This window comes from Halomonas sp. LC1 (assembly GCF_030247125.1).
Taxonomy (GTDB): Bacteria; Pseudomonadota; Gammaproteobacteria; order Pseudomonadales; family Halomonadaceae; genus Vreelandella.
This window is the reverse complement of sequence record NZ_JASSPG010000002.1, coordinates 411,088-425,749: the sequence shown is the minus strand read 5'-3', so window position 1 is coordinate 425,749 and position 14,662 is coordinate 411,088. Positions and strand designations below refer to the sequence as shown.

The following is a 14,662-nucleotide window of genomic DNA, read 5'->3' as shown; positions in this document are numbered from 1 at the left end:
CTTAGGTTAAGCGTAGACGATGCACGTTAACAGATTAAGACACCTGCTTGCCCAAACGCGTCAGACCACGGGGCGCTGAAATGCGAAAGAAGCGCTCGACCACCTCTTCACGCGTAGCAGGGGTCACTAGCGACACCAGCACAAACAGCGGCAAATTGACCATCAGCCCCCAAAACCCTGCATGAATGCCGAGCGGATGCCGCCATAAGGTGGTGAACGCCACGGTCACTACAAAACCGCCTAAAATGCCCGCCATAACGCCCAGCCTTGAGGCGCGAGACCAAAAGAACATGCCGATAAAGGCGGGCAAAACCTGCGAAGCAAAGCCAAGCCCCACCAGCAAAATCATCACCAGGCTCCCCGGCTCAGCAATCGCCAGCGGCGCAATCACCAGAAACATAATGGGCAGAATCAAAAGACGCGCCAGCTTGGCGGTGGTGCCCTCCGAGAGCTTGAACAACGGCTGCAGCACGTCTTTACTCACGGAAAGGGAAACCGAATGAATAAACGGCTCGCTGGAGGACATAGAGGCAGCCAAGGTGCCCGCGCCCAGCAGTCCAACTAACACCACGGGCAAGTGCTGCATGGCGTACTCCAGCACCACGGTATCTGCCCGGGCCAGCTCCGGCAGCGAGAAAATACCGATAAAGCCCACCACCACCATGGGCAGAATCACCACGTAGTAGGTGGGTAGCCACGTCGCGCTACGGCGGATGGTGCGCGCTGAAGAGGCGCTCATCCACTGCGTCCAGACGGGGGGCATAAACGAGAACATCGAGACAATGATCGACGTGGTCCAGAAGCTAAAACTCATATCGCCCCCCGCGCCGGGGAGGGTTAGAAACTCTGGGTGCTCGGCGGCGATGCGTTCAAATACGCCCGCAAAACTCAGCCCGCCGGTGGCACTATGAATGGCCCACAGGCCTACCGCCCAGGCCACCACCAGCATCAGCACGCCCTGGAACGCGTTGGTACGGCCAATCGCCCGCTGCCCGCTGGCGTAGAGATAAACGGCAATGCAAGCCAGCACCAACAGCACGCCCAACCAAACAGGAATCTGCCCGCCGCTCATCACGAACAGAATATAAGCAGAGCCAATCGTTTGTAGCACCGCGTAGGCCACGGAGCCTACCGCCATGACCAGCGCGGACAGCGCGCCCAACGCGGGGCTTTGATAGCGGTCGGCAATGGCGCTTGCCTGCGTCACATGGCCAAACTGCTCACCGAACTGCCATACCTTCGGCCCGAAATACCACGCCACCAGCGCCAAGTACGCCAGATAAATCGCTACATAAAAAACCGCCACGCCTTTGGAGTAGGCCCAGCCCGGCGCGCCCATGAAGGTGTAAGCACTCACACTGCCCGCCGCGATCAGAAGGTAAAGCGTCACCGGCCCCATGCTGCGTCCCGCCACGCCCCACTCTTCAAGACTGTTCATGGAGCGGCCTGCCCGTGCGCGAAGGCCGATCAGCATAGCGGTGGCCACGTATAAAAGCGTAATGACCAGCGGCCAGGCACTACTCATGGTCGTCTCGCTCTACAATGCGGTTGCCCACTAGCATGACTGCCACGCAGGCAAACATGACCACGTAGCTCCACACCACCAGCAGCGGCAGTCCCATCACCAGCGTGGCCCGGTTCACCCAGCCAATCACTGGCCAAATACCGGCCAATACCAGCGTCACAAAGGCAATGAAAAGCCCCCAGCCCGCCCGAGACGTGGGCAGCACTAAAAAACGTCGCATGTCATATCCATAAGATGATGAAAAGAAGTGGTAGCCTCAGCGGCTGTCATGGCGGTGTCACGGCACATTGCCACACTAGGCCGCAATGCCAGCCGTTAAGCCGCTTATGATGAAGATTTTAATGCTTTCCGACGTCTACTTCCCCCGGGTGAACGGCGTTTCCACGTCGATTGAAAGCTTCCGTGGGGCGCTGGAGCGCTTGGGCCATGAAGTACATCTGATTTGCCCTCGCTATATGGATCATGCCAACGAAGACCCGCGCCTTTGGCGTATCGATTCACGAGGCGTATTAGGTGACCCGGAAGACCGCATGATGCGCTACCAGGCCATCATGGCGCTGGTTCCGTCGCTGCACGCCATCGAGTTCGACCTAATCCACATTCACACCCCCTTTGTGGCGCACTACGCGGGCGTAGCATTAAGTAAACGGCTCGGCGTACCCGTGGTAGGCACCTACCACACGCTGTTTGAAGAGTATCTGCACCACTACGTGCCGTGGCTGCCTCGCCGCAGCCTGCGCTTTACCGCCCGGCGATTTTCGGTGCACCAGTGCCATCAGCTCTCCGCCGTTGTCGCTCCTTCGCCCGCCATGACCTCTGCTCTCACCGCCTATGGCGTTCGCTCCCCGATCGCGACCATCGCAACGGGCTTGTCGCTCACTCATTTCGTCGCACAAACCGCTGGCAGAGAATTTCGAGAGCATCATGGCCTTCCAACGCAAGGTCGACTGCTACTGTTTGTAGGTCGCGCCGCGTATGAGAAAAATATCGGCTTTCTGATCGATATGCTGCCTAAGGTGCGCCACCAGCACCCGGAGACTCATCTAGTCATCGTCGGCGAAGGCCCGGCCCTCGCCTCGCTGAAACAGCAGGCCCAGCAAGCAGGCCTCTCCGATGCGGTTCACTTTTTAGGCTACCTTCCCAGAGATGGCGCACTGCAAGATGCCTACCGAGCAGCCGATGCCTTTGTGTTTGCCTCCCGCACCGAAACCCAAGGCTTAGTGCTGCTGGAAGCCATGGCGTTGGGCACTCCGGTCGTCTCAACCGCCATCATGGGCACCCAAGATGTATTGCAGCAGGATGAGGGCTGCCTGATCGCGGAAGAGCACCCTGCCCGCTTTGCAGAACACGTCTGCCGACTGCTCTCTGATGACGCTCTTCGCACCACCCTCACCCACCGCGGCCAAGCCTACGCCCAGCGTTGGAATGAAGATACCAAAGCCGAAGCACTGGCAGCGCTGTATGAGAGCCAATGCCCCAAGGCGTTTGTTTCATCGCCTGCTTAGTTGTCGATATAGCTGTCGATATAGTTGTCGATAGCGAGGATCACACAATACACCGCTCCATGGCGTACACTGCGTCTTCGGTGTTCAGCACTCGAAACCCCATGCGCTCGTATAAATCCATGGCGGGGTTGATACTAAATACCCGCAGCCGCAGTCGGTGAACACCCGCTTGCCGGGCATGCGCTTCGGCGAAGTGGAGCGCTGCCGTTCCCAAGCCTTGGCGCTGCCACGGCGGGGCAATTTGCAGCTCTCGAATATGGTAAGCGTCATCCTCCTGATGGAGGCATAGCACGCCCACAGGGGTTGCATTGATGACTAACTTAAAGCTTTCTAGCTCGCGCCACTGCTGATCGAACAGGGCGGAGTCCCAGTGCCATCCTAGCTGCTGGTGGTAAGCCGCCATGTTGTGACGAATCAGCGTTTCGGCAAACGCCTTATCGCTCGTCGGCTGGAACACAGGCGTCATCGTTCAACACCTGAACCATCCGGCCGTTGGCAAACACGAATTTGGCCGATCATTACCTACCCTAACTGGAACGGATACACCGGCCCGATTTGTAGGAGCTGAGTCAGCTCGTCCAGCGCGGTGAGCACTTCGGTGGCGAGCTGTGGGTCGGCGAGGTCTTCACTAGTGAGGCGGTCGCGGTAGTGGCGGTTCACCCAGGCGGTGAGGTCGCTATAAAGTGCATCGTTGAGCAGTACGCGGCCGGTAAGGGCGGCGCGCTCGGCTTCCGTTAGCACCACCCGCAGGCGCAGGCAGGCGGGGCCGCCGCCGTTGCGCATGCTCTGCTTCACGTCTTTGACGATCACTTCGCCAATGGGGTTATTGCCCGCCAGGATGAAGTTCTGAATCGTGTTCCAAACGGCTTCCCGCTCTTGGCACTCGCTGGGCACCACCAGGGTCATTGTGCCGTCTGGGTTGGAGAGCAGTTGGGAGTTGAACAGGTACGACGCCACCGCGTCTTCCATGCTAACCGCTTCCACCGGCACCCGAACGGGAATCAGCGGCGTGCTCATCTTGGCGCGCAGCTCGTCCAGCGTACACTCTTCATGAAGAAACGCCATTTCGTGGTAGAGCAACACCGGGCCGTTACCCACGGCAATCACATCGTTGTGGAACACCCCGGCATCGATGGCCTCCGGGTGCTGCTGGGCGAAGACGGTTTGCGCGTCGCTCAGCCCGTGCTGACGAGCCACCGCTTGGCTGGCTTCAAGAGTTTGCCGGGCGGGGTAACGCTTAGGTTCGCGCCCACTGCTACTCGCGTCGCTAAACGCTTGGCGACCGTAAACGAAGAGATGAACGCCCGGCTCGCCGTATTCGCCGCACAGACGGGTGTGGTTGGCCGCCCCTTCATCGGAAAATGCGGGCGTGGCGGGCAGTACCGGGTGATGGGCAAAGCGCTGCTCGTCGCGGAAAATCGCTTGTAGCACGCGGCCGGTAGTCTTCGGCTCTAGGTAGCGGTGGAAGCTGGATTGCAGGTTGGCGGGGGTGAAGTGCACCCGGCCATCCGGTGCATCGACGCTAGGCGTAATGGTGCCTGCGTTAGCCGTCCACATGCTGGAGGCTGAACATACTGCCCGCAGCAGCTGCGGCGCTTGCTTCGCGGCTTGAGCGAGGATCTCGCTGTTGCTGCCGCTAAAGCCTAACGCTCGCAGTGCGCCCAAATCAGGCCGCTGCTGAGGAGGCAGCACGCCTTGGGCATAGCCTGCATCCATCAGCGACTTCATTTTGGCCAGCCCCTGTAGCGCACCCTCTTTGGGGTTGGAGACCAAGCCGCCGTGGCTCATGGAGGCCACATTGCCGTGGGCAAGCCCCGAATAGTTGTGGGTAAGCCCTACCAAGCCATCGAAGTTGACTTCGCGAATGCTGTTGACGCTCATAGATTGACTCCCGGCGGCAGGGTTTCGGGCATTTCCAGGCTCTCGGCTTCCATGGAGGCGACCGGATAGGCGCAGTAATCCGCCGCGTAGTAGGCGCTGGGGCGGTGGTTGCCGCTGTCGCCTACGCCGCCAAAGGGCGCATCGCCAGAGGCTCCGGTGGTCTGGCGGTTCCAGTTCACAATGCCTGCGCGAATACGCAGCAGGAAATCGTCCCAATCCGCCTGCTCGCCACCGATCAACCCGGCAGAAAGGCCGTAGCGGGTGTCGTTGGCAAGGGCGAGCGCCTCATCCCAATCCGCGTAGCGGTGGATTTTCAGCAGCGGGCCGAAGTGCTCCTCGTCGGGCACGTCCAGGCCCGTCACGTCGATCAGCGCGGGGCTGAGCAGGCTGGTGTTCTCTTTGAGGCGCTGCATACGGTTAATAACCGTACCGCCCATGGCTTCCAGTTCATCCTGGGCGTTGAGGAGGCCATCGGCTGCGGCAACGCTTACCAAGCCGCCATAGAACGGCGCGGGCTCTTCATCGAACTGTCCCGCCACGTGCAGCTTGGCGATAGCCTCCGAGAGCGCATCGATGAGACGGTCGCCCACCTCGCCTTGAGGAACCATCAAGCGGCGCGCACAGGTGCAGCGCTGGCCGCCGGAGAGAAACGCCGACTGTAGAATCGTCAGTACCGCCGCACGCTCGTCATCCACGTCCATCACCACCAGCGGGTTATTGCCGCCTAATTCCAGCGCGAGGATTTTATCCAGCTGCCCGGCGAACTGCTGCTGCAGCATTCCACCCACTTTGGCGCTGCCGGTAAACAGCAGGCCATCGATACCGGGATGGGCGGAGAGCGCCTGCCCGACCGGGACACCGCCCTGCACGAGGTTGATCACGCCGGCAGGCAATCCGGCTTCTAACCAGCACTGCAGGGTGAAATCCGCAGTGAGCGGGGTTTGGTCGCTGGGCTTGAACACCACGGTGTTCCCCGCCAACAGGGCAGGCACCATATGGCCGTTGGGCAGGTGGCCGGGGAAGTTATAGGGGCCAAACACCGCCATCACGCCGTGGGGGCGGTGGCGCAGTATCGCTTTGGCGCTGCCCACTTCTTTCTCGCGCTCCCCGGTGCGCTCGTGGTACGCCTTGATGGAGAGCGCGACCTTGCCAATCATCGCGCCTGCTTCGGTGCGTGCTTCCCACAATGGCTTGCCGGTTTCCGAGGCGATGGCAATGGCCAAGTCCTCGCGACGTGCGGTCAATACGTCTACAAAGCGCTCCACCAGCGCCTGGCGCTCAGCAAAGGGCGTGCGCGCCCAGGCAGGAAACGCCGCACGGGCTGCCTCCACCGCCGTGCTTACCTGACGGCTAGAGGCAGCCGCCCCCTGCCATAGCAGCGTTCCCGCAACGGGGTCGTGCTTGGTAAAGGGCTCGGCGTCGCCGACGACCCAGGCGCCGTTGATCAGTTGCTGCTGCTGGGCGTGCATGTTCTGGGTGTGCATCGTGCTCTCCTTCACTGAGTTTTTGTCGTCTTGGCGCGGGTCGAGGGGGCGCTTAGATTGCCAATATTAGGTTTCCAGCAGGCGAACGGCGTCGCCGGTGGAAACGCCTAGCCGCTCGGCCTCGTCGGGGGTGAGCACAATTGTGCTGCTATCTGCCGGGCCGCGGCCGATCCAGCTCGCGGTAAAGTTCAGCATCTGGGTAGATGCCGCCAGCCAGCGGCTAACGCTCTCTTGTGGCGCGTTAGAGGAGACTTCCACCTGATAAAGCTGCGAGTTGCGAATCGCCCGCACGTCATCGATGTAGGCCTCCACCGTGGGGCCACCATCGAAGATGTCGATGTAGCCTTCCCAGCGCAGCCCCTCTTTTTTGAGCATCTCCAGCGCTGGCCGGGTGTGCCGGTGCACCTGCCCGATACACGCCCGCGCCTCTTCCGACATGAAGGTGGTGTAGATCGGGAACTTGGGCATCAGCTCGCCGATGAAGCTCTTCTGGCCCAGGCCGGTCAAGCGGTCGGCTTCGTTGAAATCCATGGGGAAGAAGTGTTTCCCCAGGCTTTCCCAGAAGGGGCTAACGTTGTTCTCATCGAACACGCCGCGCATCTCGGCCAGCACTTTCTGCGGAAAGCGGTCGCGGAACTGGGCAATGAACAGCCAGCGCGCTTTGGAAAGCAGCGCCCCATTACGCAGGTGCTTGTTGGCTTCGCCGCGATACTCCGGACGCAGAAATAGCGAACACACTTCGGCGTCGCCGGTGTGGTCGGAGCTTAAGAACAGCGTGTCGATGGTGCGATGCAGATCGAGCTGTACCGACGAGTGCGCCAGCGTGCCGAGCCGGTAGTTGTAGAACGGAACTTCACGCCCTACCTGGCCTTCGATGGCGCAGCAGCCTGCTAGCTCGCCGTTGGTTTCATCTTCCAGCACGAAGAAGTAGAGACGGTCATCCACCGGCGTACGCTCTTCGAACGCGCGGGCGGCGGACTCGATTTTACCGGCCAAAAACTCGCGGTTATCCGGCAGCGAGGTAAAGCCAACACCGGCCTGCTGCGCAAGCGCCTGGAGCCCATCCAGATCATTACGGGCAATGGGTCGAATGCGCATTACATCTCTCCTTCATCAAGCGCATCGATGGCGCTTGGCAGGGTTAACGGTGCCGCCAGCACCGCCCGACCCTCTTCTACGCCCAAACGCTCCGCGTGCTCCGGGGAGAGCATCAGCTGCCCCGTGGGCGAGAGCGCGTAGCGTGCGACGATACAGCGGAAATCGCTCAGCGTTTGATTGGCGATCATCGCCGGTTCGGCATCCGGCAGCGCGTGCTCTGGGCGTATCCGTACCGGGTGCCAGGCCGCGCGGCGGAACGTTTCCAGGCGCTCGCGTTCGGCTTTGACGATGGGGCCTGCATCGAAAATATCCACATGCCGGGAGCGCACGAAGCCCTCGGCCAGCATTTCGGCCAGCGCCTCTTCGTGGGCCGGATGCTCGCGGCCAATCGCAGCGCGAGCCTGGGGCGTGAGTAGCGGTAAGTAGAGCGGAAACTGCGGCATCACTTCAGCAATAAAGCTTTTCGAGCGCACGCCCGCCATGTGATTCATCTCTTGGAAGCTGCGGGCAAAGAAGTGGCGGCCCACGCTCTCCCAAAAGGGGGATTCGTTCTGGCTATCCAAATAGCCGGGGAAAGCCACCGCTAATATCCGCGAGAAGCGCTCCGGGTATTGGGCGATGAACATCAGCCGCGCCCGGCGCAGTAAGCTCTCCGCACTGGTGCCTTTGTAGCGTGGGTTGAGCGACAGCGCGCAAAGCAGCGTGGCATCCGAGGCTTCATGGGAAAGCGCCAGCGTTTGCACTTCACGGCGAACGTTAAGCTGCTGAGAGGCGTGAATTAGCGTCTCTTGGCGGTAGGTGTAGTAGGCCTCGGCGGCCCCCGCCTGGGCACGGATAGTGGCCGTGCCCAGAACGTCGTTGCGGCTATCGTCCGCTAGCACGAACATATAGTGCTCGTTACCGGGAAACTCGATCTCGCTGGCGAATGCTTCCTGGGAGCGCACAATGCGCTCCTCAAGGCGTTCACGGTTGGCGGGCAGGTTGGTCAGCCGTGGCACCGCGTGCTCTGCCAGTTGCTCCAAGGCGGGAAGGTCAGCCAGGGTGACCGGTCGGATTACCAACATGTTCAGCGCCCCCTCTTGTGTGACTTGCGCTCTACTCATGCGCTGGCGACAAGTCGCTCGATGGCACGTTCTAGGCGCGCCATGCCTTCGGCAATGTCTTCCTCGGGAATCACCAATGACGGCGCCATACGCAACACGTTGGGCCCCGCGATGAGCGCCATCACGCCCTCTTCAATCGCCAGCGGCAGAATATCCTTGGCGCGGCCTTCGAAGGCGTCCGACATCTGGGCCCCCATCAGCATGCCCATACCACGTATCTCTTTGAAAACGCCATGCTTGCGGTTGATGGTTTCCAGGTGCTCGCGGAACAGATCGTGGCGATGTTTGACACCTTGCAGTACCTCCGGCGTATCGATGAACTCGACCGCCGCTAGCGCTACCGCTGAGGCCAACGCGTTGCCCCCGTAGGTAGAGCCGTGGGTACCGATGGCCAGCGATTTAGCGATAGCGTCGGTGGTCAGCGTGGCACCAATCGGGAAGCCGCCGCCCAGGGATTTGGCGCTGGTGAGAATATCCGGGGTAATGCCGAAGTTTTTATAGGCATACAGCTCGCCGCTGCGGCCAACGCCGGTTTGCACTTCATCGAAAATCAGCAGCGCGTTGTGCTCGTCACACAGATCGCGCAGGCCCTGCAGGAACTCTTGGGTCGCGGGGACGATGCCGCCCTCGCCCTGCATCGGCTCAACCATGATGGCGCAGGTGTCGTCGCCCACGAGCTTACGCACGCTCTCCAGGTCGTTGAAGTTGGCGTGCAGAATGCCGCCCGGTACCGGGCCAAAGCCTTGAGAGTACTTGGGCTGGCCGCCTACGCTGACGGTAAAGAACGTGCGGCCATGGAACGACTGGTAAAACGAAATGATTTTGTCTTTATGCTCGCCGTAGTGGTCGACCGCCCAGCGGCGTGCGAGCTTCAGCGCGGCTTCGTTGGCTTCACCGCCGGAGGAGCATAAAAAGACCTTATCGGCGAAGGTTCGCTCGGTCAGGGTTTTGGCCAGTTTGAGCGCCGGTTCGTTGGTGAATACGTTGGAGAGATGCCAAAGCTTTTCGCCCTGCTCTTTCAGCGCATTGACCAGCACCGGATGGCAGTGACCCAGGGAGTTCACCGCAATACCGCCAGCGAAATCGATGTACTCGCGGCCTTCTTGGTCCCACAAGCGGCTGCCTTCACCACGTACCGGAATAATCTGCTGCGGCGCGTAGTTAGGCGCCATGTAGTGGTCGAAGTCTTGACGGTTCGGGGTGTGGCTCATGGGACAGTACCTCCAGTGGAGTAAGCGATTGAATCAGTATACGGGGGGCGTAGGACGCCCTGCTTTCAGTATTGGGACGGTAAATTATGAATAGAGACGTGTGCATTTACATCTAAGTACTGGCTCGCATCACCTTGAAGAATGTCTAAAGCACCCCATTGTCACTAATAGGGCATTTACTGGTGCCTTGTGGAGCGGCACGGACATTTTTGACCCAAGGAGCTGAACCATGAAGATCGATCTACGCGGCAAGCATGCCATTATCACCGGATCTACCGCCGGTATCGGCTATGCCATCGCAGAAGGACTGGCCAACGCGGGCGCAGAAATAGTCGTTACCGGGCGCACGCAGCAGCGGGTGGATGATGCCATCGCTGCCCTAAAAAAGCGCCTCCCCGAGGCCCGCGCGACCGGGGTAGCCGCCGATCTAGGCACTGCTGAAGGGTGTCAGGCTCTGATTGACCAGCAGCCCGAGACCGACATCCTTATCAACAACGTCGGCATCTTTGGCCCGCAAGACTTCTTCGACGTAGATGACGCCACTTGGCAACAATTCTTCGATGTTAACATCATGAGTGCGGTTCGTTTGTCGCGTCATTACGCCAAGGGCATGCGTGAGCGCGATTGGGGCCGTATCCAGTTCGTGTCCAGCGAATCCGGGATCAACATTCCCAGCGAAATGGTTCACTACGGCATGACAAAGTCTGCGCTACTGTCCATTTCACGAGGATTGGCAAAAGTATTGAGTGGCACCCAAGTCACGGTCAACGCTATTCTTCCAGGACCCACGCGCTCAGAGGGCGTGTTGAACATGCTCAGCGACATCGCTCAGAAAGAGGGTATCTCGCAGCAGGAAGTAGAAGCGCGTTTCGTCAAAGAGAACCGTCCGTCGTCGATCATTCAGCGCTTGGCGACGCCCGAAGAAGTCGCCCACATGAGCGTCTATGCAGCCTCGCCACAGGCCAGTGCCACTACCGGTGCCGCGCTTCGCGTAGAGGGCGGCATTGTGGATACGCTGACGTAAAGCGTTATCCGAGCCGTTCCTCTCTCGGCGTCATACCGAAATGGTGGCGATAGGCGGTTGAGAAGTGAGCCCCTGAAGAAAACCCAGTGGCAAAGGCAATATCACCGACGGCCCGGTCGCTCTCACGCAGCTGTTTGCGTGCTTCCTGCAAACGCAGGTCGAGGTAGTAGCGGCTGGGAACCGCCTGCAGGTACTTCTTGAATAATCGCTCCAACTGACGCCGGGAGATCCCCAAATGCTCGGCCAGTTCCAACGTCGAGAGCGGCTCTTCAATATTAGCTTCCATGAGAGTCACCGCATCTACCAAGCTCTGGGGCGCGTGGCCCAAACGGTTACGCAACGGCACGTGCTGGCGCTCATCGGCTAAGCGAATACGGTCGCAGACGAACTGTTCGGAGACCTGCTCGGCTAGGCGTGGGCCGTGATGCTTGCCAATTAGCGTGAGCATCATATCCATAGCGGCGGTGCCGCCCGCGCAGGTCAGGCGGTCACGATCAATCTCGAAGAGCTGCTGAGAGAGCGTGACTTGGGGGTAGGCTTGGGCAAACGCATCGAAGCGCTGCCAAGGCAAGGTAGCGCGGTAGCCTTCCAGCAAACCACAGCGGGCGAGCACCTCGGTGCCACCGGCCAAACCGCCAAAGGCCACGCCTCGGCCCTGGTGGCTACGCAGCCACTCGTTGAGCTTCGCGGGCAATACGTAGGGTAGCGGCGTAGGCGCACACACCAGCAGTAAATCCAGCGGGCCAAGGGGGGCTCCTAACGAATGCTGCGCGATAAGTGATAGCTGCGCGCCGCTGCGCACGGGCTCTTCATCCAGGCTGAGGGTCAGGGTGTGATACAGCATCTGGCCGCTCAGCTGGTTGGCCATGTGCAGCGGCTCGATGGCACTGGCATGGGCCAACAGCGAAAATCCCGGCAGCAACACGAACGCCACCCGCCTGCGGTGGCTAGGGGGTGGCGTTAACGTACTGGAATGCATGTGAATTCGCTGTGCTGCCTGTCGCGCTGCATGAAAACCGCCGCTGGCTAACTGAGTCGTTGATGTGACCAACATCTTACCCAATTGTGCCACTGAAGGCAGCGCCTGCTGTCGCTATCTCAAAAAAGGCGTCGCAAGGCTATAGCGAGTGCGTGTTACCTGTTCTCTTCCGCGTCTGAAAGCGTCGTTTGGTTATCAATAATCTGGTAGTCACTCTCGCGGTATTCGTCGGCGGACGCTTCGATCTCTTCGCTACCGTAGTCGGTGTTGACGACCAACTGGTCTCCTTCGCGCTGCATCTCTTTCACGGGGAGCGCTACATCACTAGCGCCGAAGCCCCAGATGCCGCCAATCGAGACAATCGCAAACAGCTCGCCACTCTCTTGATGACGGGCAATGTGCTGGATTTCACCCACTTCATCACCCTGCTGATTAGCGACAGTAATGCCCTCAAGATCCCGTGCGCGCTCTGCCATCAGCGAGTTGCCCTGGTCGCTTTGCTGAACGTCTTCCTGCACGACTTGTTGATTCTGCTGCTGCGCTGACGTCTGTTCTTGATCGCGCCCTTCGTTATCCCGGTTAACCTCTACCTCTGCAGTGTCAGCCTGCTCAATAGTCACCTCCGGTTCACCGCGCTGCTCAACGGTGACGTTCGGCTCCGCCTCTTCCACCGTGACTTCTGGCTCGGGCTGTTCAATGGTCACGTCGGGCTTAGGCTGCTCGATGGTGACGTCAGGTTTTGACTGTTCGACCGTGATGTTGGGCGACTCCTGCTGCACCTGAACATCCGCAGGCGCTTGATCAACCGTGACATCCATCGTCTCGTTGCCATCTGGGGTTTGGCCGTTTTGGCGCTGCTGTTCGGCCACCTCGTTCTGTCGCTGTTGCGACATGTCCCGGGTGGTCGAAGGATCGGTGTGATCATCGTTTTGCGCGAGGGCAATACCTGAGAGGCTAGCGCATACCGTGCCCATGGCGACTGCGATTGCTGTCCGTTTCATGCTCGTTCTCCGTTTACTGACGTGCATCGTTTCTAAAGCACACTTTGTGCTGAAGTACACGTTGCACACTAGTTAAGCACGGCGCATCGAGGCAAGATGAAACGGCACACAACCACTACGTTGTACCTAGATTAACGGACGTTTAGCAGAAGATGGGCACAAAAGCTGACAAACATTAAACACAGGCACTCCTAGTGACCGCCATGGAACGTTCGCTACCAAAGGCCTGAAACGCATATCGCCGGGCCACAGGCCCGGCGATATGCGCTGCAACAACGACGTCTCAGCCGCCGCTATTGCCCATTCCCAGCATGACAATACCCGCCACGATGATCCCCATCACTATGATGATCAGCGGCAGCATGTTGTGCAGCCCGTTAGCGGATTTCTTCGCTTCTGGCTGCTGCTGAGGTTGCGAGGTTTCGAAATCTTCGGGTAAGCGCTCGCTCAATACGTGCTCTTTCTCTTCTTCCGGGGTTTTGCTCTCTCGGGTATCCATACGGCACCTCATCCAGTCCGGTCGATGATCAACAGCGCGGCGGCCAGCGTTACCCGTCGCGCGTCGCCTTATAACGTCACGACATCGAATTCCACGTCCGGGTTCACATCGGCGTCGTAATCCACGTCGTTACGCTCGAAGCCAAACAGCTTCAAAAACTCATGCTTGTAACCAGCATAGTCGGTAATGTCGAAGAGGTTGTTCGTCGTGACTTCCGGCCACAGGTCTTGGCAGGCTTTTTGAACGTCGTCGCGCAGTTCCCAGTCGTCCAGGCGCAGGCGGCCTTGGTCGTCGGTAACCATGTCGCCGGGCTCACCGGAGTAAAGCCTTTCGCCGAACAGGCGGTTCAGCTGATCGATGGTGCCTTCGTGCAGGCCCTGCTCTTTCATGATGCGGTAGACCATGGCGATATACAGCGGCATGACCGGAATCGCGGCGCTGGCCTGAGTCACCACGGATTTCAGCACGGCCACGTTGGCACCACCGCCGCTCTCTTTGAGCTTGGCATCGATGGCGGACGCTGCGCGGTCCAGGTCCTCTTTGGCTTTACCCAGAGCGCCGTGCCAGTAGATCGGCCAGGTAATTTCGGTGCCGATGTAGCTAAAGGCCACGCTGCGCGCGCCTTTGGCGAGCACGCCCGCGTCATCCAGAGCGCTCATCCACAGTTCCCAATCTTCGCCGCCCATCACGGTGATGGTGTCGTCGATTTCTTGCTGGGTGGCCGGTTCCACTTCGGCTTCGATGATGGCGTCTTTGTTGGTATCGATCGCCGTGGCGCGGTAGGTTTCACCAATCGGCTTCAGGCTGGAGCGCTTCAGCTCACCGCTGTCAGGCAGTTTGCGCACGGGAGACGCCAGCGAGTAGACCACGAGATCAATCTCACCCATGTCCTGCTTGATCAGCTCGATGGCTTTTTCCCGCGCTTCGTGGGAGAACGCATCGCCGTTGATGGACTTGCTGTACAGACCTTCCTGCTTGGCAAATTTATCGAAGGCCGCGCTGTTGTACCAGCCCGCCGTGCCCGGCTTTTTCTCGGTGCCCGGCTTTTCGAAAAACACGCCCAAGGTGTCGGCGCCATAACCAAAGGCGGCGGTAATACGCGCTGCTAGGCCGTAACCGCTAGAGGCACCGATCACCAGTACTTTTTTCGGGCCTTGGCGTTTATCCAAACCACGGGCGCGGGTCGCTTCGATCTGCTCGAGAACGTTCTGCTCGCAGCCTTTCGGATGGGTGGTGGTGCAGATAAAGCCACGCACTTTCGGTTTAATGATCACATTGGACCCCTTCATCAGATGAGTATTGCGTTCGGCACGGCAGTGCCGAGTTACCAATGAGGGGTATTCTAGCGGTCT

General features: G+C 59.7%; 14 protein-coding genes. 2 read left to right on the top strand and 12 right to left on the bottom strand.

The window, feature by feature from the left end; all coding sequences use genetic code 11:
- Positions 1-34: 34 nt before the first annotated feature.
- Entirely contained in the window at positions 35-1,525 is a 1,491-nt protein-coding gene (locus QIT27_RS04855; protein ID WP_285263065.1) for a sodium:solute symporter family protein, read from the bottom strand.
- The gene (locus QIT27_RS04850) at positions 1,518-1,745 is read right to left on the bottom strand and encodes a hypothetical protein (protein WP_285263064.1); all 228 of its coding nucleotides are present in this window, start codon (positions 1,743-1,745) and stop codon (positions 1,518-1,520) included. Before QIT27_RS04850 ends, QIT27_RS04855 begins: the two co-directional genes overlap by 8 nt.
- 106 nt (positions 1,746-1,851) lie before the next feature.
- Here QIT27_RS04850 and QIT27_RS04845 point away from each other — a divergent pair, with 106 nt between their 5' ends.
- Positions 1,852-3,030 carry a glycosyltransferase gene (locus tag QIT27_RS04845; RefSeq protein WP_285263063.1) on the top strand — a complete coding sequence of 393 codons (1,179 nt, stop codon included), beginning with the start codon at positions 1,852-1,854 and terminating at the stop codon, positions 3,028-3,030.
- 40 nt (positions 3,031-3,070) lie between these two features.
- On the opposite strand, the gene QIT27_RS04840 is transcribed toward QIT27_RS04845, so the two are convergent.
- From QIT27_RS04840 to QIT27_RS04815, 6 genes are all read right to left on the bottom strand, one after another.
- Positions 3,071-3,496, bottom strand: a complete 426-nt coding sequence (locus tag QIT27_RS04840; RefSeq protein WP_285263062.1) for a GNAT family N-acetyltransferase — start codon at positions 3,494-3,496, stop codon at positions 3,071-3,073.
- A gap of 56 nt (positions 3,497-3,552) precedes the next feature.
- On the bottom strand, positions 3,553-4,911 hold the full coding sequence (gene astB / locus QIT27_RS04835; RefSeq protein WP_285263061.1) for an N-succinylarginine dihydrolase: 1,359 nt from the start codon (positions 4,909-4,911) through the stop codon (positions 3,553-3,555).
- A complete protein-coding gene (astD, locus tag QIT27_RS04830) occupies positions 4,908-6,380 on the bottom strand; it encodes a succinylglutamate-semialdehyde dehydrogenase (RefSeq protein ID WP_285263160.1) in 1,473 nt (490 codons plus the stop codon). Before astD ends, astB begins: the two co-directional genes overlap by 4 nt.
- An 81-nt stretch (positions 6,381-6,461) precedes the next feature.
- A complete protein-coding gene (astA, locus tag QIT27_RS04825; protein WP_285263060.1) occupies positions 6,462-7,493 on the bottom strand; it encodes an arginine N-succinyltransferase in 1,032 nt (343 codons plus the stop codon).
- Positions 7,493-8,557, bottom strand: coding sequence for an arginine N-succinyltransferase (locus QIT27_RS04820; RefSeq protein WP_285263059.1), 1,065 nt, complete (start codon positions 8,555-8,557; stop codon positions 7,493-7,495). The genes astA and QIT27_RS04820 overlap by 1 nt, the downstream gene beginning before the upstream one ends.
- A gap of 35 nt (positions 8,558-8,592) precedes the next feature.
- On the bottom strand, positions 8,593-9,807 hold the full coding sequence (locus tag QIT27_RS04815; protein WP_139526614.1) for an aspartate aminotransferase family protein: 1,215 nt from the start codon (positions 9,805-9,807) through the stop codon (positions 8,593-8,595).
- Between the two features lie 229 nt (positions 9,808-10,036).
- Between QIT27_RS04815 and QIT27_RS04810 the strand changes: the two genes are divergently transcribed.
- Positions 10,037-10,831, top strand: coding sequence for an SDR family NAD(P)-dependent oxidoreductase (locus QIT27_RS04810; RefSeq protein WP_253017887.1), 795 nt, complete (start codon positions 10,037-10,039; stop codon positions 10,829-10,831).
- A gap of 4 nt (positions 10,832-10,835) precedes the next feature.
- Here the strand turns inward: QIT27_RS04810 and QIT27_RS04805 are convergent, their stop codons facing one another.
- From QIT27_RS04805 to fabV, 4 genes are all read right to left on the bottom strand, one after another.
- Positions 10,836-11,810, bottom strand: a complete 975-nt coding sequence (locus QIT27_RS04805; protein WP_285263058.1) for a GlxA family transcriptional regulator — start codon at positions 11,808-11,810, stop codon at positions 10,836-10,838.
- A 155-nt stretch (positions 11,811-11,965) separates the two neighbouring features.
- Positions 11,966-12,811 (bottom strand): PRC-barrel domain-containing protein, encoded by an 846-nt coding sequence (locus QIT27_RS04800; protein WP_285263057.1) that lies wholly within the window; start codon positions 12,809-12,811, stop codon positions 11,966-11,968.
- 283 nt (positions 12,812-13,094) lie between these two features.
- Positions 13,095-13,310, bottom strand: coding sequence for a hypothetical protein (locus tag QIT27_RS04795; protein ID WP_253017884.1), 216 nt, complete (start codon positions 13,308-13,310; stop codon positions 13,095-13,097).
- A gap of 68 nt (positions 13,311-13,378) precedes the next feature.
- Complete coding sequence (gene fabV / locus QIT27_RS04790; RefSeq protein ID WP_285263056.1) at positions 13,379-14,584, bottom strand: enoyl-ACP reductase FabV; 1,206 nt, start codon at positions 14,582-14,584, stop codon at positions 13,379-13,381.
- Positions 14,585-14,662: the final 78 nt, after the last annotated feature.